19 protein-coding genes are annotated in these 19,712 nt (G+C 57.9%); 14 read left to right on the forward strand and 5 right to left on the reverse strand.

Translation table 11 applies throughout. The features are described 5' to 3' along the window. Window position 1: 1 nt before the first annotated feature. The 3 genes from AC3WOK_RS05000 to AC3WOK_RS05010 form a co-directional block, all read right to left on the reverse strand. Window positions 2-1,414, reverse strand: a complete 1,413-nt coding sequence (locus tag AC3WOK_RS05000) for a sodium:solute symporter family protein (RefSeq protein ID WP_492354054.1) — start codon at window positions 1,412-1,414, stop codon at window positions 2-4. A 76-nt stretch (window positions 1,415-1,490) separates the two neighbouring features. Beyond that, window positions 1,491-2,375, reverse strand: a complete 885-nt coding sequence (locus AC3WOK_RS05005) for a dihydrodipicolinate synthase family protein (protein ID WP_492354055.1) — start codon at window positions 2,373-2,375, stop codon at window positions 1,491-1,493. Window positions 2,376-2,392: 17 nt separating this feature from the next. Further along, window positions 2,393-3,535: an iron-containing alcohol dehydrogenase gene (locus AC3WOK_RS05010; RefSeq protein WP_492354056.1), complete on the reverse strand. Its 1,143-nt coding sequence runs from the start codon at window positions 3,533-3,535 to the stop codon at window positions 2,393-2,395. A 173-nt stretch (window positions 3,536-3,708) separates the two neighbouring features. Between AC3WOK_RS05010 and dtnK the strand changes: the two genes are divergently transcribed. The 4 genes from dtnK (at window position 3,709) to AC3WOK_RS05030 (ending at window position 7,222) form a co-directional block, all read left to right on the forward strand. After that, window positions 3,709-4,926 (forward strand): D-threonate kinase, encoded by a 1,218-nt coding sequence (dtnK, locus tag AC3WOK_RS05015; protein ID WP_492354057.1) that lies wholly within the window; start codon window positions 3,709-3,711, stop codon window positions 4,924-4,926. After that, a complete protein-coding gene (locus AC3WOK_RS05020; protein WP_492354058.1) occupies window positions 4,919-5,905 on the forward strand; it encodes a D-threonate 4-phosphate dehydrogenase in 987 nt (328 codons plus the stop codon). Before dtnK ends, AC3WOK_RS05020 begins: the two co-directional genes overlap by 8 nt. A gap of 1 nt (window position 5,906) precedes the next feature. Beyond that, on the forward strand, window positions 5,907-6,668 hold the full coding sequence (locus AC3WOK_RS05025) for a DeoR/GlpR family DNA-binding transcription regulator (RefSeq protein ID WP_028017416.1): 762 nt from the start codon (window positions 5,907-5,909) through the stop codon (window positions 6,666-6,668). 71 nt (window positions 6,669-6,739) lie between these two features. Then, window positions 6,740-7,222, forward strand: a complete 483-nt coding sequence (locus AC3WOK_RS05030; RefSeq protein ID WP_492354059.1) for a GNAT family N-acetyltransferase — start codon at window positions 6,740-6,742, stop codon at window positions 7,220-7,222. On the opposite strand, the gene ptrR is transcribed toward AC3WOK_RS05030, so the two are convergent. Then, entirely contained in the window at window positions 7,176-8,054 is an 879-nt protein-coding gene (gene ptrR, locus AC3WOK_RS05035; RefSeq protein WP_047348523.1) for a putrescine utilization regulator PtrR, read from the reverse strand. The genes AC3WOK_RS05030 and ptrR overlap by 47 nt on opposite strands. A gap of 98 nt (window positions 8,055-8,152) precedes the next feature. Here ptrR and sad point away from each other — a divergent pair, with 98 nt between their 5' ends. From sad to AC3WOK_RS05080, 9 genes are all read left to right on the forward strand, one after another. Then, window positions 8,153-9,541 carry a succinate-semialdehyde dehydrogenase gene (gene sad, locus AC3WOK_RS05040; protein ID WP_492354060.1) on the forward strand — a complete coding sequence of 463 codons (1,389 nt, stop codon included), beginning with the start codon at window positions 8,153-8,155 and terminating at the stop codon, window positions 9,539-9,541. 107 nt (window positions 9,542-9,648) lie between these two features. Continuing rightward, the gene (locus tag AC3WOK_RS05045) at window positions 9,649-11,238 is read left to right on the forward strand and encodes a methyl-accepting chemotaxis protein (RefSeq protein ID WP_492354061.1); all 1,590 of its coding nucleotides are present in this window, start codon (window positions 9,649-9,651) and stop codon (window positions 11,236-11,238) included. 62 nt (window positions 11,239-11,300) lie between these two features. Then, window positions 11,301-12,227, forward strand: a complete 927-nt coding sequence (glsB, locus tag AC3WOK_RS05050; protein WP_059310101.1) for a glutaminase B — start codon at window positions 11,301-11,303, stop codon at window positions 12,225-12,227. Then, the gene (locus AC3WOK_RS05055; RefSeq protein ID WP_059310100.1) at window positions 12,227-12,589 is read left to right on the forward strand and encodes a DUF4186 domain-containing protein; all 363 of its coding nucleotides are present in this window, start codon (window positions 12,227-12,229) and stop codon (window positions 12,587-12,589) included. Before glsB ends, AC3WOK_RS05055 begins: the two co-directional genes overlap by 1 nt. Before the next feature lie 107 nt (window positions 12,590-12,696). After that, window positions 12,697-14,145 (forward strand): GGDEF domain-containing protein, encoded by a 1,449-nt coding sequence (locus AC3WOK_RS05060; protein WP_492354062.1) that lies wholly within the window; start codon window positions 12,697-12,699, stop codon window positions 14,143-14,145. A 99-nt stretch (window positions 14,146-14,244) separates the two neighbouring features. Continuing rightward, window positions 14,245-15,210, forward strand: coding sequence for a sensor domain-containing diguanylate cyclase (locus AC3WOK_RS05065; RefSeq protein WP_492354063.1), 966 nt, complete (start codon window positions 14,245-14,247; stop codon window positions 15,208-15,210). A gap of 82 nt (window positions 15,211-15,292) precedes the next feature. Next, the gene (locus tag AC3WOK_RS05070; protein ID WP_063428195.1) at window positions 15,293-15,820 is read left to right on the forward strand and encodes a GNAT family N-acetyltransferase; all 528 of its coding nucleotides are present in this window, start codon (window positions 15,293-15,295) and stop codon (window positions 15,818-15,820) included. Window positions 15,821-15,937: 117 nt separating this feature from the next. Further along, the gene (locus AC3WOK_RS05075) at window positions 15,938-17,389 is read left to right on the forward strand and encodes a tagaturonate reductase (protein WP_492354064.1); all 1,452 of its coding nucleotides are present in this window, start codon (window positions 15,938-15,940) and stop codon (window positions 17,387-17,389) included. 201 nt (window positions 17,390-17,590) lie between these two features. Then, the gene (locus AC3WOK_RS05080; RefSeq protein ID WP_059310095.1) at window positions 17,591-18,505 is read left to right on the forward strand and encodes a bestrophin family protein; all 915 of its coding nucleotides are present in this window, start codon (window positions 17,591-17,593) and stop codon (window positions 18,503-18,505) included. Here the strand turns inward: AC3WOK_RS05080 and AC3WOK_RS05085 are convergent. After that, window positions 18,493-19,041, reverse strand: a complete 549-nt coding sequence (locus tag AC3WOK_RS05085) for a GNAT family N-acetyltransferase (protein ID WP_492354065.1) — start codon at window positions 19,039-19,041, stop codon at window positions 18,493-18,495. The genes AC3WOK_RS05080 and AC3WOK_RS05085 overlap by 13 nt on opposite strands. A 134-nt stretch (window positions 19,042-19,175) precedes the next feature. Between AC3WOK_RS05085 and AC3WOK_RS05090 the strand changes: the two genes are divergently transcribed. Next, on the forward strand, window positions 19,176-19,703 hold the full coding sequence (locus AC3WOK_RS05090; RefSeq protein ID WP_492354066.1) for a hypothetical protein: 528 nt from the start codon (window positions 19,176-19,178) through the stop codon (window positions 19,701-19,703). Window positions 19,704-19,712: the final 9 nt, after the last annotated feature.

Below are 19,712 nucleotides of genomic sequence, written 5' to 3' on the forward strand. Positions count from 1 at the left end.
ATCAGACTCCATTATTTTCAGCGGGGGTTGGCGCTTTACCCTGCGCTTTTCCCGGAATGAGGCGGTCGATGGCCATGATGACGGCTGGGGTTATCAGGGCGATATACATATTGTTAATACCGAAAGGATCGCCCAGCAGATACCAGACCGAGGTCACGACGCAGGCGCCAATCAGGCCCGCATTGGCACCGCGGGTGCTGCGGAAGAACGGGGCGTAAAAGGCGATGACGGCCACCACGGAAATCGACAGGCGAATGGCGCGGGTAAAGAACGAGAGCTTCAGCACTTCAGGCACCAGCAGCACAAAAATCAGCGGCAGGAAGCCAATCAGCAGGGAAATCCAGCGGGTGGCCTTAAACTCCTGCTCGGGCGTTGGGTTGCGCATCGGCACGTAAAAGTCTTTGACCACCAGGGAGGCGATGGCCAGCGCAACGGTACTCACGCTGACGAAGATGGACGCCACCAGCGAGGTGGTCACCAGGCCGGCCAGCCACGGGTTCATATCCTGCAGGAAAATCGGCATCGCATAGAGGCTGTCGATCTCCGGGTGCAGGTATTTTGCCGCCACGCCAATCACCGCGATGGCCAGCGCGATCGGCAGGCAGAAGAAGAAGGCGACCCAAGTTGAGCGTTTGGCGGATTTCACGTCTTTGGTGGAGGAAATCGCCTGAATGACAAACTGGGTACAGAAGATGGAGCCGATGGTGCCAATCAGCCACGCGAAAATAGTCGACGCGCCGATGTTGCCATCCCAGGTCCAGTAAAAGTCCGGCATGTTTTCAATCATCGGCGTAAAACCGCCGGTTTTTGACAGCGCAAAGCCCATGATGGCGAGGATGCCGAAGTATTTCAGCGCGCTGTGCAGTACCGTAACCCAGGCCACGCCCTTCATGCCGCCAAAGGCGAAATAGAAGGTACTGACAATAGCCGTAATAAAGGCGGCCACGGGAAGATTCACTTTAAGTACCGTGGAAATGGCCGCCGCGCCGCTGACGTAGTTCCCCACGTTAACCAGCAGCAGGGCATAGATCATGATGATGGAGATAATGTTTTTGGTGCTGTTACCGTATTTTTCAGCAATCGCACCCGAGATGGTGATTTTCCCGGTGTTGTAGATGCGCTTTACCAGCAACAGGCCAAAGAGCGGGAAGCCAATCGCGGCCCCGATTACGGACCACGACGCGGCAAACCCGTCTTCAAACGCCGCCTGTGCGGTACCGATGGTGGATTTAGCGCCGATATACTCGGACATAAGCAGGATCCCGACGATAAACGCCGGCATCGCGCGGGAGCCTTCCATAAAGTCCCCGGAGTTTTTACTGCGGATCCGGAAGGTCAGCCAGGTGGTGAACAGGATGTAGGCAATGACTATGCCCACGATGATTAGGGTATCTTCAGCGGTAAAATTATTCATCTTTGCCTCTCTTCAGGGCGAGTGAATCCTGGGCACCTCAGGCGCCCGGTATTCTTATGGACGAAACCTACGCCGGTTAAAAGCGTGACGTTGTCACTATTCGACGTATCTCTGCAAGCTGCTTATCGTTAAACGCCACGGCATAGCGGCTTTCGCCGACCTCTTCTCCCATGAGCTGCAGCGCTTTTTTGACGGCGGCAGGCGAAAACGCCACGCTGTACAGGTCGGTGCGCAGCTGCGTGACGCTCTCCTGCGCCAGGCGAGAACCTTCGATATCGCCCGCGTTAAACCGTGACCAGATGGCGTTGATGGCCTCAGGCGCCACGTTCGCCAGTCCGGAAATGCAGGCCGAACAGCCGTCAACGAAGCCCTGGTGGATCAGCGAGTCCGGACCGTTGAGCACGTCGAACCCGTCAATGTCGCTTACAGCATTGAGGAATCCGCGCAGGCTCTCGTAGCTTCCGGCGCTGTCCTTGATGCCGATGATGTTGGGATGTTCGGCCAGCGCGCGTGCGGTGGCGGGCTCTATGGTGTTGCCGGTACGCGCCGGTATGTTGTACAGAAATACCGGTACGGTCAGCGCGTCGGCGATCGCGGTGTAGTGCGCGACAAGCTCTGCCTGCTTTAGCGGCACGAAGTAAGGGGTAATGACGGATACGGCATCGACGCCCAGGGCGGCGATCTGTTTCCCCAGACGGATGGTATCGCGGGTTGAGATTTCCCCAATGTGCGCCACGACCGGTGCGCGCCCGGCAACAGTTTCTACGCAGGTACGGGTGACGGCGATTTTTTCCTCTTCGTTCAGCACGAAGAACTCGCCGTTGGTGCCGCCGCAGAAGATGCCGTTGCCCGCGCTGAGCTGACGGTCAATCTGCCGCTTAAGGCCCGACAGATTCAGCGCGCCTTCCGCGTCAAAGGGGGTCACGATGGCCGTCAGCACGCCCCTGATTGTGTTTCGCATTTCTCACTCCTTCGATATTAATGTTGGGGAAACAGCGTCCGGTAAATTGCCTGCACTTCGTCATGGTTGACCTGGCAAGGGGCGTTGTTCATTAGCCGCTTAACGTTAAGGGCCGCATCGCTCAGTGCGGCGATGTCCTCGCGCGGGACACCCAGCGTCTCCAGGTTGTCCGGCAGGTTGAGCCTGCGCACCAGCGCGGCAAAGTAATCCACCAGCGCGTGGGATTTCTCCTCGTCTGACAGCGTCGTCTCCGCACCGGCCACCAAATCCCAGACCTGCGCGAATTTCGTCACGCAGTGGGGACGAACCGCTCGCATGCAGGGCGCCAGCAGAATGGCGTTGGCGACGCCGTGCGGCAGGTGATATTTGCCGCCGAGCGGATAGGAAAGGGCGTGAACCAGATGCGTGCCGGCGTGCGCAATGGCGACTCCGCCGTAGTAAGACGCCCACAGCATCTCCAGCTTCGCCAGCAGGTTGCCCGGTTCGGCACAGGCCGTTTCAATATTGTTGAGCAGCTTTGACAGGCCCATCAGCGCGGCGTTATCGCTGACCGGGTTGGCGACCGTTGAGGTGAAACACTCAATCAAATGGCACAGGGCATCAATTCCGGTGGATGAGGCAATGTGCGCGGGCATGCTGGTCGTCAGCTCCGGCAGCAGAGCGACGTAATCGGGCAACAGGACGTGGGAGATAATGCCCACCTTCGTGTTTTGCTCCGGGATAGCCAGAATGGCGTTCGGCGTGGCTTCCGATCCGGTTCCTGCCGTGGCCGGAATCAGCAGCGAGGGGATGCGCGCCACGGGTTTTGTGCCCGCCAGCAGGCTCTCCAGCCCCGGTGACTGCGGATGGCAGAGCACGGAAAGCAGCTTGGCCACATCCAGGACGCTACCGCCGCCGAGCCCGACGACCAGCCCAAACGTTCCCGTTAGCCCGGCGAGCAGCTGGCTCACGTCATGGTGGGAGGGTTCAGGCGGCACCGTGTCGATAATCGTGACGCGGCGGTTGTCCTCTTCGAGGATCGCGCGGATCTGCTTTGCCGCCTCCAGACGCGCAATATTACCGTCCGTCACCAGCAAAAGCTGCGCTTTATCAGTCAGTAACGGCCTGATGGCGGCGATGGCATTCGCGCCGCTAATAATGGTGCTGTTGATTGTTACCACGCTTTTCTCCTGTCTCTGTGCCCATGATTGATTTCGCTCAAATAAGACGCTTCATGGTCATCGTGTGGCTAAATTTATAATTTATTCGCAAACTGATTAACTTGATCTTGCTCACATATAATCAATCATGATTGAATATAATCATTAACAGGAAAGGCGAACCCGGAGTGGGGATGAAAGTGAACAATCTATACAGAGAGGTGGTAGTCGTCGCGGATGACTTTACCGGCGCTAACGATGCCGGCGTCAGCCTGGCGCTGTGCGGCAAAAAAGTCAGCGTGGCGTTTCATACGCCTTTTACCCAGCCGACCGATGCGCTGATCGTCAACACCGATTCCCGGGCGCTGCGGGCATCGCAGGCGGCGGAAAAGGTGGCCGCGCTCGGGGCGGATATCGAAGATGCCCGCTGGCTCATCAAAAAGATGGATTCCACGCTGCGCGGCAACGCGGGGGCGGAAGCACAAGCCCTGAAGGCGTTAAGCGGCAAGCGCCAGGCGATCGTGGCCCCGGCATACCCTGCGGCAGGGCGCATCACGCGGCACGGCAGGTGTCTGGTAAACGGCATTCCGGTGAATGAAACCGAATTTGCCAGCGATCCCAAAACGCCCGTCCCGTCTGCCGCTATAGCTGACCTGTTTACCGACGTGAGCGTTAAAAACGTGACCGTGGAAACGCTGACAGCCGAACTGGCGCAGGGAACGGAGTGGATCATCGTTGATGCGCAGACCGACAAGGAGCTGGACGCTATTATCGCCGCCGCGCTGGGCTGTGCGCAGACCCCGCTGCTGGTGGGCTCGGCCGGGCTGTGCGATGCGCTGGCCCGCCATCTGGCCCCGGCGCGACGCAAACAGCTGCTGGCCGTGGTGGGCTCGATGAGTGAGATCGCTCAACGACAAATTACGCGGGCTAAAGGCAAGAGGGGCGTCTCGTCGGTATTTATCGATGTGAATGACGCTTTGCGCGGCGACGCGGCCAGTTATATCGAAGAAATTGCGCGGGTGCTCCAGGCTGGGCATCACTGCATCGTACATACCTGCGCGGGCCTCGAGGCTCGCCATCAGGTGGAGCAGCTCTGCCTGCAGCATCACGTCACCCGCGCGGGTCTGGGCGAAAAGATCTGTACGTTTTTAGGCGAGCTGACCCGACAGGTGCTTGCGGTGAACGAGCCGGACGCGCTGTACGTCTCCGGTGGCGATGTGGCGATGTCCGTCGCCAGGGCACTGGATGCCCGCGGGTTTGAAATTACCGGGTGCATCGCACGGTGCGTACCGGTCGGACAATTTCTGGGCTGTAGCTGGCAGCGGCCGGTAATGACCAAAGCAGGGGGCTTCGGAAAGGAAGAGACGCTGCTTGAGGTTTTGCATTTTATCGAGGAGAGACTGAGTGACTAAAATCATCGCTGTAACCATGGGTGACCCGGCCGGCATTGGCCCGGAAATCATTATCAAATCCCTCACCGGGGGCGAGCTGTCAGGGGCGCCCGTGGTGGTGGTGGGCTGTGCCAGAACGCTGCAGCGGGTGCTGGAGAAAGGGATCGCCGGGCAGGCGGATATGCGGATTATCGACGCGGTGAGCAACGCGCGTTTTGCCCCCGGCGTGATCAACGTGCTTGACGAACCGCTTGCGGATCCCGATGCGCTCCAGCCGGGCGTCGTGCAGGCTGCGGCAGGGGACCTGGCCTATCGCTGCGTGAAGCGCGCCACCGAGCTGGCGATGGCGGGCGAGGTGAAAGCAATTGCAACGGCGCCCCTGAACAAAGAGGCACTACACCTGGCCGGTCACCTTTATCCGGGGCATACCGAGCTGCTGGCGCATCTGACCAACAGCAAAGATTACGCCATGGTGCTGTATACCGATAAGCTGAAGGTTATTCACATCACCACCCACATTGCGCTGCGCAAATTCCTTGATACGCTCAATCAGGATCGGGTAAAAACCGTGATTGGCATTGCGGATAGCTTCCTCAAGCGCGTCGGGTTCGAACATCCTCGCATCGCGGTTGCCGGCGTTAACCCGCATGCGGGGGAGAACGGCCTGTTTGGTGATGAAGAGATCAAGATTGTCGGCCCGGCCGTTGCGGCGATGAAAGCGCAGGGGTTAAACGTCACCGGACCGTGTCCGCCGGATACGGTATTTATGCAATGCCACGAAGGAATGTATGACATGATCGTTGCGATGTATCACGATCAGGGGCATATTCCGCTAAAATTGCTCGGCTTTTACGACGGGGTGAATATCACCGCCGGCTTGCCGTTTATCCGTACCTCTGCAGACCACGGAACCGCGTTCGATATTGCATGGACCGGTAAAGCCAAGTCTGAGAGCATGACGGTGTCTATTCAGTTGGCTATGCAAATCACACGGGAATGATATGAAGGGATATAACCGGTTAGAGCAGATAATGGATTACCTGAAAGGGCACAATCTGGTGACGGTGGATCAGCTGGTGGCGATTACCGATGCCTCGCCGGCGACGATTCGCCGGGACTTGATCAAGCTCGATCAGGAAGGGGTGATCAGCCGTACCCATGGCGGGGTCACCCTCAACCGGTTTATTCCTTCCCAGCCCACGACGCATGAAAAAATGCAGCGCAGCCTGGCGGAGAAACACGCCATCGCCAGCGCGGCCGCGAGCTTCGTTAAGGCGGGTGACGCCATTGTGCTTGATGCCGGTACCACGATGATTGAACTCGCGCGCCAGCTGACGCATCTGCCGCTTCGCGTGATCACCAGCGACCTGCACATCGCGCTGTTTCTCTCGGAGTTCCGCCAGATTGAGGTGACGATCATCGGCGGGCGCATTGATGACTCGAGCCAGTCCTGCATCGGTGAACACGGGCGTCGCCTGCTGCAAAACGTCTGGCCGGACGTGGCTTTTGTCAGCTGCAACGGCTGGGATATCACCCGCGGCATAACCTCGCCAACGGAAGAGAAGGCCGCGCTGAAGCGTGATTTACTTGCCAATGCAAAACGTCGCGTGCTGCTGGCGGACAGCTCCAAGTACGGAGCCTGGTCGCTGTTTAACGTGGCGCATCTTAATACCCTCACGGATATCGTCACCGACGGCAGGCTGGATGAAACGACGCAGGCGCAGCTTCGGGCGCTGGATATCCCGCTGACGCTGGCGTCATGACATAAGTTAATACTATGAAGCACCCCGGCAGGCCTGCGCTATGTTAAAAACAAACTAGCAAGGAGCCTGCCATGTATTCCATTTCCTCTGCATCTGCACGTCATCCGGACATTCTCACCCTGATCGCAGCGCTTGACCGCTACCAGAGCGAACTCTATCCCGCCGAAAGCAATCATCTGCTCGACCTGGCTGCGCTGCCGGAAGCCTCGCTTATCCTGATGGTCATTCGCGACCAGCAGCTTCAGGCGGTCGGCTGCGGGGCCATCGTGCTCAACGGCGACGGAACGGGGGAGATGAAGCGGGTCTACATCGACCCGGCTCATCGTGGGCAGCACCTCGGCGAGACGCTGCTGGCCGCCCTGGAAGATGAGGCCCTTAGCCGCCATTGCCATACGGTACGGCTGGAGACGGGCATCAAACAGCACGCCGCGGTTCGGCTTTACGAACAGTGCGGATACGTAATGCGCCCGGCATTTGCCCCGTACGTTGACGATCCGCTCAGCCTGTTTATGGAGAAGGCGCTGGTTGTAGACGTTCGTTTAGCAGCGCTATAAAGGCTTCCAGCTGGCGGGTCATCGCCCCGCGCCGCCACACCAGCCAGGTGGTGAGCCAGCGCCAGTTTTCCGCCAGCGGCCAGGCCTCAACCTGATGGTGTCCCGGCATACTTTCCAGCATCGAGCGCGGCATCAGCGCGATGCCCGCACCCGCAATAACGCAGGCGAGCATGCCGTGATAGGACTCCATCTCATGAATGCGGCCGGGTGCGGCTCTGTCCGCATGAAACCAGCTTTCCAGGTGTCGACGGTACGAGCAGTTCGCGCGAAAGGCGTAAACGTCGCTGCCGCTGACCTCTGCGGCGCGTGAGACTTCCGCCTGCCCGGCAGGCGTGACCAACATCATCTCTTCCCGGTAGACCGGCATACCCTCCAGCTCCGGGTGCGACAGAGGCCCGTCCACAAAGGCGGCGCTTAAGGTTCCCTCCAGCACCCCGTCAATCATCGTCCCGGATGGCCCGGTAGAAAGGGCAAACTGAATGCGCGGGTAGCGCTGGTTAAACAGCGCCAGCGTTTCAGGGATGCGCACGGCGGCGGTACTCTCCAGCGCGCCGAGGGCAAATAACCCCTGCGGTTCATCGCCCGCCACGACCATGCGCGCCTCATCCACCAGGGCGAGGATCTGCCTGCTGTAGCGCAGGAAGTTATGCCCGGCGGGGGATAAACGCAAACGCTGGTTCTCACGAATAAACAGCTCAACGCCCAGGTCAGCTTCCAGCTGGCGGATGCGGGTCGTCAGGTTGGACGGCACGCGATGCACCTTCTGCGCCGCCTGAGTGATGCTGCCCGTCTGCGCGACGGCGTTAAACATTTCAAGCTGGGTTAAGTCCATAGCATTCTCGTTTCGTGAACAAGGTGGTTAATATTATTCATTTTTAAGAAATAGCAGAGTGGACCACAATCAATCAACCGAAATACGTGGAGAACAACATGACTTATTCATCTGCTACACATGCCCTCTCTGTTAACCCGGCGACGGGTGAAACCCTCGCCGCGTATCCGTGGGCGACCCCGGAAGAGGTTGAACGCGCCATTTCTCAGGCCGACGCGGGGTATCGCCAGTGGCGTCGTGAAAGCATTTCGCACAGGGCGCAGAAGCTGCGCGATCTCGGCGCCGCGCTGCGAAACCGCGCTGAAGAGATGGCGCAGACGATCTCCCGTGAAATGGGAAAACCCATCCTGCAGGCGCGGGCGGAAGTGGCAAAATCCGCCGCGCTGTGCGACTGGTATGCCGAGCACGGCCCGGCGATGCTGCGTGCGGAACCCACGCTGGTGGAAAACCATAACGCGGTGATTGAATACCGCCCCCTGGGGCCGATTCTCGCGGTGATGCCGTGGAACTTCCCGCTCTGGCAGGTGCTGCGCGGCGCGGTGCCCATCCTGCTGGCGGGAAACAGCTATCTGCTCAAGCACGCGCCAAACGTGCTCGGCTCGGCCGAACTGATTGCGCAGATAGCGGCTGACGCCGGTATTCTTGCCGGCGTTTTCGGCTGGGTGAATGCCACCAATGACGGCGTCAGCCAGGCGATTAACGATCGGCGTATTGCGGCGGTGACCGTCACCGGCAGCGTGCGTGCCGGCGCGGCAATTGGCGCTCAGGCCGGGGCTGCGCTGAAAAAATGCGTGCTTGAACTGGGAGGTTCCGATCCGTTTATCGTTCTCAACGATGCCGACCTCGATCTTGCCGTGAAGGCGGCGGTGGCGGGGCGCTACCAGAATACCGGGCAGGTGTGCGCCGCGGCGAAGCGTTTTATCGTCGAGGAGGGTATCGCCGAGACCTTTACCCAACGTTTTGTCGAGGCCGTTTCTGCGCTGAAGCTGGGCGCACCGGATCGGGAAGAGCACTTTATTGGCCCGATGGCGCGTTATGACCTGCGGGATGAACTGCATCAGCAGGTGCAGGCCACGCTGGCAGAAGGGGCAACGCTGCTGCTGGGCGGGGAGAAAATCAGCGGTGAGGGCAATTATTACGCCCCGACCGTGCTCGGCAACGTGACGCCTGCGATGACCGCCTTCCGCCAGGAGCTGTTTGGCCCGGTCGCGGCCATTACGGTTGCGAAAGACGCGGAGCACGCCCTGACGCTTGCCAACGACAGCGACTTTGGCCTGTCTGCCACCGTCTTTACCGCTGACGCAGCCCTTGCGGATAAATTCTCTCGCGAGCTGGAGTGCGGCGGCGTGTTTATCAACGGCTATAGCGCCAGCGACGCGCGCGTGGCCTTCGGTGGCGTCAAGAAAAGCGGCTTTGGCCGCGAGCTTTCCCACTTTGGCCTTCACGAGTTCTGCAACGTGCAGACGGTGTGGAAGGATCGCGTGTAATTTATTCGGCCCTCATCACGAGGGCCGTTGTCATTTCCCTGCAATGGTTCTGTCATTTTCATTTCGTAGACTCCCACGCGTCTAACGCATTGTTAATGAAGAAAATCATGAACCTAACGCAAATTTTTCGCCGTATTGCGCAGCGTCTCACTCCTCGTCGTTTTGGCCTGCTGACGGGTATTTTTTGTATCATTGGCCTTTTCTCCGCGCTGCAGCTCTCCTCGTCATTCCTGCTTAACGCCTCCCTGAACGAAGCCCAGCGCAACGAGCAGCGCAATCTGCTGGCCTGGCAGCAGCAGAGCAGGCTGGATCTGGCCCGCGTCTCCCTTCTGGCCGCAAGCGATCTGCTTAACCGCTCCGGCGTCTGGTTTATGCAGGATAAAGAGACCGGCTCCGACGGAAGCTGGCACAGCCTGATGGATGACGCGCAAAAGGCGCTGGCGGTTTCTCAGCAGGCGTGGAAGGCCTGGCTGGCGCTGAACCCGCCGAAAGACGATGCCCTGGTGAACAGCTATCAGCTTTTCTACGGCGCGATCGAGGAGCAGGCGCAAGGGCTGATGAAAACCAACACCATCGACGCTTTTTTTGCCGTACCGTCTCAGGCTTTTCAGACTGATTTTAACGACAACTATGCGCGCTATCAGCAGGCAAGCGAGAAGCAGGCCATGCAGGGGCGTCAGAGCCTGATGGCGCAGCTCTCCGGGCTGCAAACGTTATTTATGTTTGCGCCGGTGCTCCTGCTGGCCATCGCCGCTGCCGTCTGGTTTGGCATGTCCCGGTGGGTGATTACGCCGCTGCGCCGGCTCATTGCGCATATTAACCAGCTGGCGGCGGGGGATCTCTCCGCCACGCCGCCGGACGTCAGGCGCTTTAACCGGGAAGTCGGGCAGCTTAGCGACAGTATTGCCACCATGCAGCACGGCCTGCAGCAGCTGGTAACCCAGGTTAGCCATGCGACCGCCACCATGGTGGAGAACATTGGCGCCCTCGCGCAGGGTAACCAGAAGCTGTACCAGCAGTCGGCGCGCCAGGCGAAAGAGCTGGAGGACGTAACGGCGCATATCGCGGCGCTGGAAACCCATGTGGAAGGGAACACCGGCTATGCCCGGCTCGCCAGCTCGCGGGCGGATGAAGCGCGTCTGGCTGCCGCGGGCGGCGACCAAATGATGTCTACCGTGAATGCGTCGATGCAGGCGATCGTCGACCGATCTTCAGAGATGCGCGGGATCGTGGCGATGATCGACAGCGTCGCGTTTCAGACGAACATCCTGGCGCTGAACGCCGCCATTGAGGCTGCCCATGCCGGAAACCAGGGGCGCGGCTTTGCCGTCGTCGCCCGGGAGGTCGGACTGTTAGCCAGAAAGAGCAGCCACTCGACGCAGACCATCCAGGCGTTGATCAACCGCTCCCTGCAGGGCATTGAGGACGGCTCCCGCGCCGTTACCCTGATGGAGGATAATTTGCAGCAGGTCACCGGTCTGGTGGGCAATTTAAGCAGTTTGCTGAATGAGATCTCCACCGCCACGCTCAGCCAGGGGGAGAGTATTCATCAGATGACGCGTCAGCTTCAGGCGCTGAATCAGGTCTCACGCCAGACGGACAGGCTGGTCTCTGACGCCTCGGAGGCCTCGGAACGTCTGCAAAAGCAATCCGATCTTTTATTGCAGGCCGTTTCGCGTTTTCGTCTTAGCGCCTGACGCAATACATAAGCCTCTGTTATACTCGCAGCCCGTTTTAGCCTGAGGGCAAGGAGCAAAGTGTGGCTGCGGTCATCCATAATGAGATGCTGGACGAGATTCTGGCGCAGGTTCGTCCGTTATTGGGAAAGGGGAAGGTTGCCGACTATATTCCGGCCCTTGCCTCGGTCAGCGGGAATAAGCTGGGGATTGCTATCTGTACCATCGATGGACAGCGGTTCCAGGCCGGCGATGCGGCAGAACGTTTTTCCATTCAGTCCATTTCTAAAGTGCTGAGTCTGGTTGCGGCGATGCGCCAGTATGAAGAAGACGAGATCTGGCAGCGCGTGGGCAAAGATCCTTCCGGCCAGCCTTTTAACTCACTGCTCCAGCTCGAAATCGAACAGGGTAAACCGCGAAACCCGTTTATTAACGCCGGGGCGCTGGTGGTCTGCGATATGCTGCAAAGCCGCCTCAGCGCGCCGCGCCAGCGCATGCTTGAGATTGTTCGCCAGCTTTCTGGCGTTGACGATATTGCCTACGACCCGCTGGTGGCACGCTCTGAGTTTGAACACTCCGCCCGTAACGCGGCCATCGCGTGGCTGATGAAATCCTTCGGCAACTTCCATAACGACGTGGCGACCGTGCTGCAAAACTACTTCCATTACTGCGCCCTGAAAATGAGCTGCGTTGAGCTGGCTCAAACGTTCCTGTTCCTGGCGCACCAGGGGCACGCGCCGCATCTCGATCAGGAAGTGGTATCACCGCTACAGGCCCGCCAGGTTAACGCGCTGATGGCAACCAGCGGGATGTATCAAAACGCCGGGGAGTTTGCCTGGCGCGTCGGCTTACCGGCGAAATCGGGCGTCGGCGGCGGGGTCGTGGCGATTGTGCCGCATGAAATGGCGATTGCGGTCTGGAGCCCGGAGCTGGATGAAACGGGAAATTCACTCGCCGGCGTGGCGGTTCTGGAGAAGCTGACCCAGCGTCTGGGGCGGTCCGTATACTGATGTCTGATTTGGATCCTCTCTTTTCCCGCCTGGCGCGATCGACCTTTCGTTCGCGCTTTCGCTTAGGCGAGAAGGAACGCCGGTACTGCTGGGACAAAGGCCCCGACACCATTGACCAGCATGCCGCTGATTTTGTCGAAAAGCGCCTTGCGCCTGCACACCCCGCAAACGACGGTAAGCAGACTCCCATGCGCGGTCATCCGGTGTTTATCGCCCAGCACGCTACGGCCACCTGCTGTCGGGGCTGCCTGGCTAAGTGGCACAGCATTCCGGCGGGGGTTGCACTCACGGCGCAACAGCAGCATTACATCGTCGGCGTGATCCACCATTGGCTGGTGTTACAGATGAACACCCAAATTTGACGAGTTATGCTCCTGTTGTAATTGTGTTATAGATGCATCCTAAGTTAGTCCCGACAACGCTGACGACCGCAATAATTGCCATAAGCTATCATATGGAATGATATTTAATGCGTTCTGCTCTCACTGCCTTCAGGTTCTTTCAACCGGACGCGCCGCTGCGTAATGCAGCGACGATCTTTATTCTCACCACCTTATTCTATTTTGTGGGTGCGGAACTCCGGCTGGTTGAGGCCTTGTCGCTGTTCTGGCCGCTGAATGGCGTGATGGCAGGGATCTTCGCCCGCTATGTTTACCTGAATCGTCTGCATTACTATACGGTGTGCTATGTCGCGATGCTGTTGTACGACGCGGTGACGACCAACTGGGGTATGGCCTCGGTGGTGATTAACCTGTCTAACATGATCTTTATCGTCGTGGTCGCCGTGCTGGTTCAGCGCGACAGGCGGCTGTTGAAGAAAACCCCCGATCCGCTTAACGCGTTACGCCTGTTTAACTACTGCCTGATAGCGGCGCTGCTTTGCGCGCTGCTCGGCGCGGTAGGGTCGGTCGGGATCGACAGTCATACCTTCTGGCCGCTGTTTGCCGACTGGTTTAGCGAGCAGTTCTCAACCGGCGTGCTGGTGGTGCCGTGTATGCTCACTATAGGCATGCCCGTGCGTGAATTCAGGCTACGTCTGGAGCAGCTGTTACCGGTTATTGCGCTGCTCGTCTCGGTGGCCGCGTCGGTGGTGATTGGCGGGGCGGGGAGTCTCGCCTTTCCGCTGCCCGCGCTTATCTGGTGTGCGGTTCGCTACTCGCTGCCTGCGACCTGCCTGCTGACGTTTATCACGGGAGCAGTTGAAATCATTCTGGTCGCCAACTCGGTAATCAACATTGCCGTGGCGACGCCGTTTACGACCCCCATGATGTTCTCAGCCCGGCTGGGTATTGCCACGATGGCGATCTGCCCGGTGATGGTGTCCGTGAGCATGGCAGCCATTAATTCACTTATCCGCCAGGTTTCGCTGCGGGCGGATTATGACTTCTTAACGCACGTCTATTCGCGCTCCGGGCTTTATGAGGCGCTTAAGCATGAAGAGTCGCACCGCCATTCGCGTTTTCTGACCGTCATGCTGCTGGATATCGATTACTTCAAAAGCATTAATGATAACTACGGCCACGAGTGTGGAGACCGCGTACTGGTGTCGTTTGCCCGCCAGGTTCAGCAGGTGGTCGGGGAAGACGGAATGGTCGCGCGCATGGGCGGAGAAGAGTTCGCGGTGGTGGTCAACTCTGGCGATGCGCAAAGTGGCTACGCGCTGGCGGAACGTATCAGAACGACCGTTGCCAATCATCCTTTTACATGGCGTCAGCAAACGCTCCATTTGACGGTGAGTATTGGCCTCGGGAGCGGAAAGTCTGAGTCATGGCAGCTGACCGAGGTCTTCAACGCGTTGATGGCCGAAGCGGACGATCATCTTTATCGTTCAAAAAAAGCGGGTCGAAACCGCACCAGCGCCCGGGTATCGGACGAGCACGTTGCTGCGCCCGCCGGGAGCGAAACAGAGCTGCGTTAATCGTCATAAGGCATTGACGTGAATAGTAAGCGGCTTAACACACTGACAATGTCTCTGTTTAAGCTACGCTTTTAGTAAAGCTTTACGTCAGGAGACATTATGAAAGCACCTGCAACCCCTGAAAATGAAAAGGACCGACTGAATTCACTGCGCGAATCGGGCCTGCTTGAGATCGACAGTTCCCCGGCATTCGACCGGCTCACGCGCCTGGCGAAACGCTTCTTCCAGGTACCCCTGGCGATGGTCAACCTCATTGACGAGCATTCGCTGATCGTGAAGTCGGCCGACGGTCAGGCGCCCGACACCGTTCCGCGTAACATCTCGTTTTGCGGCCATACGATCCTCACCGAAGCACCGCTGGTGGTTGGGGATATGCTGCAGGACGATCGTTTTGCGGATAATCCGCTGGTGGCCGGTGAACCTCGCGTGCGTTTCTATGCGGGCTTCCCGCTGCGCTTGCGCGATGGCGCAAGCGTGGGCTCGCTGTGTCTGATTGATTACGCGCCCCGGGAATTTTCCGCGGCCGATCTTGCCGTTCTGGGCGATCTTAGCGCGCTGGCCGAAGATGAATTTGCCGCAATCAGCGCGGCGACCACGGATGAGTTAACCGGGTTATTCAACCGTCGCGGCTTTAATCAGCTCGTGAGATTCACGCTTTCCGCTGCCCGACGCCGGGCTGAGCCGCTAACGCTCGCCTGGTTGGATTTGGATCGCTTCAAGGAAATTAACGATCGCTACGGCCACAAGGAAGGGGATAAGGCGCTGAAGGTCATGGCGCAGCTGATGCGCGCCTCCTTCCGCGAGGCTGATCTGCTGGTGCGCTACGGCGGAGATGAGTTCGCCGTGCTGTTTGCGGATACCGACGAGCAGGGCGCCTGGATTGCGATGCAGTATCTTGCCGAGCAGGTGGAAAACTACAACGCCCGTAAGCTTCACCCGTGGTCGCTGCTGTTCTCATGGGGGCTGAGTGAATTCGATCATAACGGTAACGATCTTCACCAGTGGCTGAAGGATGCCGATGACAAGATGTATGCCATGAAGCAGCAGCGCCAGCGGTCCCGTTGACATAATAAAAGCCTATGTCAGATCCGTTTGCGTTAAGAAGATGTTAAATGCAGAGTGAGCGTATTCAACGTAAGGAAAAACAATGAATACCTCACTGCAAATCAAAACCCTCACCCGGGAAGAAATCCTTACCCATCTTGATACGCTGGCCGGGATCCTCGAAAACTGCGTAAACGGCGGGGCATCCGTCAGTTTTATGCTTCCCTTTAGCCTCGATAAGGCCCGCTCTTTCTGGCGCAGTATGGCAGAAAGCGCAGGACGCAACGAGCGTCTCGTGCTGGCCTGCGTCGACCCGCAGGACGGCATTATTGGCACGGTGCAGCTGATCGTCGACCAGCCGGAAAACCAGCCGCACCGCGCGGACGTGGCGAAGCTGCTGGTTCATGAGAAAGCGCGCCGGAAAGGGGCCGCGATGGCGCTTATGGAGGCGCTTGAAGTTGAGGCCAGGGCCCGGAACATCTCCGTTCTGGTGCTCGATACTTCCACCGGCAGCGGGGCCGAGACCTTCTATCAGCGCGCCGGCTGGCAAAAGGTCGGTGAGATCCCGCGCTATGCGCTGATGCCGGACGGAGCCATGACGGCCACGTCCGTGTTCTATAAGTTCTTATAATTATTTTGCACAACCGCACCGCGGATTGATCAAAACAGGGTTTCTGGTCGTTAAGTTTTGATAAGTTATCGTACCAATCTTATCATGCTGTATGACTAATTATAAAAGGAACCCAACGTGGACACTCTCAACCGTCGTGATTTTCCCGGTGCGCACTATCCGGAACGTATCATTCAGTTTGGTGAAGGCAATTTTCTGCGCGCCTTCATCGACTGGCAAATCGACCTGCTGAACGAACATACCGACCTTAACGCCGGCGTGGTCATCGTTCGCCCGATCAAGAGCGACTTCCCGCCGTCGCTAAGCACTCAGGATGGGTTGTACACCACGATTATTCGTGGCCTGAATGAGCAGGGCAAGGCGGTGAGCGACGCCCGGCTTATCCGCTCCGTTAACCGTGAAATCAGCGTCTACGACGACTATGACGCGTTTCTGAAGCTGGCTCACAATCCGGACATGCGGTTTGTTTTCTCGAACACCACCGAAGCCGGCATCAGCTACCACGCGGGTGACAAATTCGACGATGCCCCTGCGGTGAGCTATCCGGCGAAGCTGACGCGGCTGCTGTTTGAGCGCTTTAGCCACTTCAACGGCGCGCCGGACAAAGGCTGGGTCATCATTCCGTGTGAACTGATTGATTACAACGGCGTTGCATTGCGCGAACTCGTCTTGCGCTATGCGCAGGAGTGGGCGCTGCCTGCCGCCTTTACCCGCTGGCTAAACGACGCCAACAGCTTCTGCTCGACGCTGGTTGACCGCATCGTGACGGGCTATCCGCGCGATGAAGTGGCCGCGCTGGAAGCGGAGCTGGGTTACCACGATGGGTTCCTGGATACGGCCGAACATTTCTATCTGTTTGTGATTCAGGGCCCGGCATCCCTTGCGCGCGAGCTTCGTCTGGATAAGCACCCGCTGAACGTGCTGATTGTCGATGACATCAAACCCTATAAAGAGCGCAAGGTCGCCATCCTGAACGGGGCACACACCGCGCTGGTGCCGGTCGCCTTCCAGGCGGGGCTGGACACGGTAGGCGAGGCGATGAACGATGCAGAGGTGTGCGCGTTCGTCGAGAAAGCGATTTATCAGGAAATTATCCCGGTGCTCGATCTGCCGCGTGACGAGCTGGAATCTTTTGCCAGCGCGGTCACAGGGCGTTTTCGTAACCCCTACATCAGACATCAGCTGCTCTCCATCGCGCTCAACGGCATGACCAAATACCGCACCCGCATCCTGCCGCAGCTGCTGGCGGGGCAGAAGGCGACGGGACAATTACCTGCGCGCCTGACGTTTGCCTTAGCGGCGCTGATCGCATTTTATCGCGCGGAGCGTAACGGGGAGAGCTATCCGGTGCAGGACGATGCGTCCTGGCTGGAACGTTATCAGCAGCTTTGGGCGCAGCACCGGGATCGCCAGTTGAGCACCCGCGAGCTGGTGCACTCGGTGCTGAGCGTGAGCGAGCACTGGGAGCAGGATCTGACGCAGGTGAGCGGTCTTGTCGACCAGGTCACGCTGGACCTGGATGCCATACTGCTGAAGGGCATGCGCGCCGCGGTTAAACCGCTTTGCTAATGAGTTCACCCGGCTTCGGCCGGGTTTAAATACGATATCCTTTAGTTACAACATACTATTTACCCTATTTTTAAAAAAGAACTTTAACACCGTGCAAATTTCGCTAATCAGGTGAGAAAATGCAATGTTCCGTTAACATGCTTGCAACTGTGAGGGGGATCACGTTTAATAGCCGCGCTCTTTTCTTTCCTGAATCTCACTATGATTGTTCGTCCTAAACAGCACTGGCTACAACTGATTTTCGTCTGGCACGGTTCGGTACTTCCTAAGATCTATACCCGATTGCTGCTCAACTTCCTGCTTTCTATCGCCGTTATCCTGATGCTGCCGTGGTATTCCTCGCTGGGCATCAAATTTACCGTGGCGCCGTTTAGCATTCTCGGCGTGGCGATCGCTATCTTTCTGGGTTTCAGGAACAACGCCTGTTATTCCCGCTATGTTGAAGCCCGGCTGCTTTGGGGGCAGTTGATGATAGCGGCACGCTCGCTGTTTCGCGAGGTAAAAAATACCTTGCCCGACGATAAACACCTGGGCGAGTTTGTCCGTTTGCAGATTGCTTTCGCCAACTGCCTGCGCATGACCCTGCGCCGGGAACTGAACGCTGAGCAACTCTCTCGCTATCTTGCTGCGGATGATTTACGTAAAGTCATGGACGCCAACTCGCCGGCGAACCGTATTTTGCTGATCATGGGGGAGTGGCTGGCCGTGCGGCGGCGTAACGGGCAACTCTCAGACATTCTGTTCCACAGCCTGAACAACCGTCTGAACGATATGTCTATCGTCCTTTCCGGCTGCGAGCGTATTGCAACAACGCCGGTACCGTTCGCCTACACGCTGATTTTGCACCGCACGGTGTATCTGTTCTGCATCATGCTGCCGTTTGCGCTGGTCGTAGACCTGCACTACATGACGCCCTTTGTCTCGGCCCTCATCTCTTACACCTTTATCTCGCTGGATACCCTGGCGGAAGAACTGGAAGATCCGTTTGGCACCGAAAATAACGACCTGCCGCTGGACGCCATCTGCAACATGATGGAACGCGATCTGCTGCAGATGAACGATGAAGAGAACATTCCGGAAAGGCTGATGCCGGATAAGCGCTATCAGCTGACCTGACGGCCGTTCCACTCATCGCGGGTGATCTCCCACAGCTCGGAATCGAGCATGCCGCTGACGTACGCTTTCTGTTCCGTTCTGATAAGCCGCATGCCGCTACTGTCTGAAATACGGCGGGAGCGGCTGTTAGCGGCGGCCTTCGGCGCGCGCAGTACGGGTTTGTTCAGCGTATTAAACCAGTAATCCGTTGCGGCAATGCTGGCCTCGCGCATATATCCCTGTCCCTGAAACTCCGGCGCCAGCCAAAACCCGCGGTTGTTATCTTCCACATCGTACAGACAGATAATGCCCATCAGCGCGTCCGGCACCTCGCGACGGCGGATGCTCCAGAACCAGGCAATTCCTTTTGCCATGTCCGGCAGCGCAACGTTGTTGACATAGTTCTCCGCGCCGTTATCCGGGTAGGGCCAGGGCACGGAAGAGACCATATAGCGGACGATCTCCCAGCGCGGATAGAGCTTTTGTATCTGGGCGGCATCTTCGGCAACCAGCGGTTTTAGCAGCAAGCGTTCTGTCGTGAGGGTAGGTATCGTCATCCGCGGATCTCCATATTTAAGCGTTATGATTTTGTTTGCGTTCTGGTATTTTCATCTCTATCACATTCAGTTGAGGCACGCTGGGTTTATTCACTACCAAAAATGGGCATCATTTCTTTGATGGGGAAATATTGATGAGTTTTTTGGCTCTTTTAATCGGACGGGTTTTTCAGGATCTCCTTCAGCATGGCAAAGAGGAATGGTATTTTTCTCGTCCCCTCAGCGAGCTTCCTCGTCAAAATCCTTACCCGGTAGCGGTGCTGTTACCTCTGTTTTCAGTGGCGTTTGCGTTAAATCTGCTGCCTTTTCTCAGCGCGTTGCGGGGGTTGTCACCTTTACACCATGCGCTGAGCTTTTTCGTACCATCATTATTAATGACAGGCGCGCTCATTGTTATCAGCGTTCTTCTGGCCCGAGGGAAGACGTCGGGATTGTTGGGGTTTATGGCTGTGTTCATCATTCTGCTGGTCATGACTCTCGTTCAGGCGCTGCATCTCCTGTTTTCTCATGACGGAAGCCTTTGGCCACTGGCCATTGCATGCTTCGCGCTGTTACTTTGTCGGGTAGTGATGAACAGCAGCGGCTTTGTGCTGTTTACCCTCTACTGTCGCACTCAGCGGCTTGCCAGACTGGCACGTGAAATCCGGTTAAATAGCCGTTAAAGAGGTGAT

The sequence above is a fragment of the Enterobacter sp. FW301-JW81 genome (assembly GCF_058788735.1).

Coding starts and splice junctions, on each gene's coding strand:
- AC3WOK_RS05000 (WP_492354054.1), bottom strand. CDS start 1,414: ATGAATAATTTTACCGCTGAAGATACCCTAATCATCGTGGGCATAGTC.
- AC3WOK_RS05005 (WP_492354055.1), bottom strand. CDS start 2,375: ATGCGAAACACAATCAGGGGCGTGCTGACGGCCATCGTGACCCCCTTT.
- dtnK (WP_492354057.1), top strand. CDS start 3,709: ATGAAAGTGAACAATCTATACAGAGAGGTGGTAGTCGTCGCGGATGAC.
- AC3WOK_RS05025 (WP_028017416.1), top strand. CDS start 5,907: ATGAAGGGATATAACCGGTTAGAGCAGATAATGGATTACCTGAAAGGG.
- AC3WOK_RS05030 (WP_492354059.1), top strand. CDS start 6,740: ATGTATTCCATTTCCTCTGCATCTGCACGTCATCCGGACATTCTCACC.
- ptrR (WP_047348523.1), bottom strand. CDS start 8,054: ATGGACTTAACCCAGCTTGAAATGTTTAACGCCGTCGCGCAGACGGGC.
- sad (WP_492354060.1), top strand. CDS start 8,153: ATGACTTATTCATCTGCTACACATGCCCTCTCTGTTAACCCGGCGACG.
- AC3WOK_RS05045 (WP_492354061.1), top strand. CDS start 9,649: ATGAACCTAACGCAAATTTTTCGCCGTATTGCGCAGCGTCTCACTCCT.
- AC3WOK_RS05055 (WP_059310100.1), top strand. CDS start 12,227: ATGTCTGATTTGGATCCTCTCTTTTCCCGCCTGGCGCGATCGACCTTT.
- AC3WOK_RS05060 (WP_492354062.1), top strand. CDS start 12,697: ATGCGTTCTGCTCTCACTGCCTTCAGGTTCTTTCAACCGGACGCGCCG.
- AC3WOK_RS05065 (WP_492354063.1), top strand. CDS start 14,245: ATGAAAGCACCTGCAACCCCTGAAAATGAAAAGGACCGACTGAATTCA.
- AC3WOK_RS05070 (WP_063428195.1), top strand. CDS start 15,293: ATGAATACCTCACTGCAAATCAAAACCCTCACCCGGGAAGAAATCCTT.
- AC3WOK_RS05080 (WP_059310095.1), top strand. CDS start 17,591: ATGATTGTTCGTCCTAAACAGCACTGGCTACAACTGATTTTCGTCTGG.
- AC3WOK_RS05085 (WP_492354065.1), bottom strand. CDS start 19,041: ATGACGATACCTACCCTCACGACAGAACGCTTGCTGCTAAAACCGCTG.
- AC3WOK_RS05090 (WP_492354066.1), top strand. CDS start 19,176: ATGAGTTTTTTGGCTCTTTTAATCGGACGGGTTTTTCAGGATCTCCTT.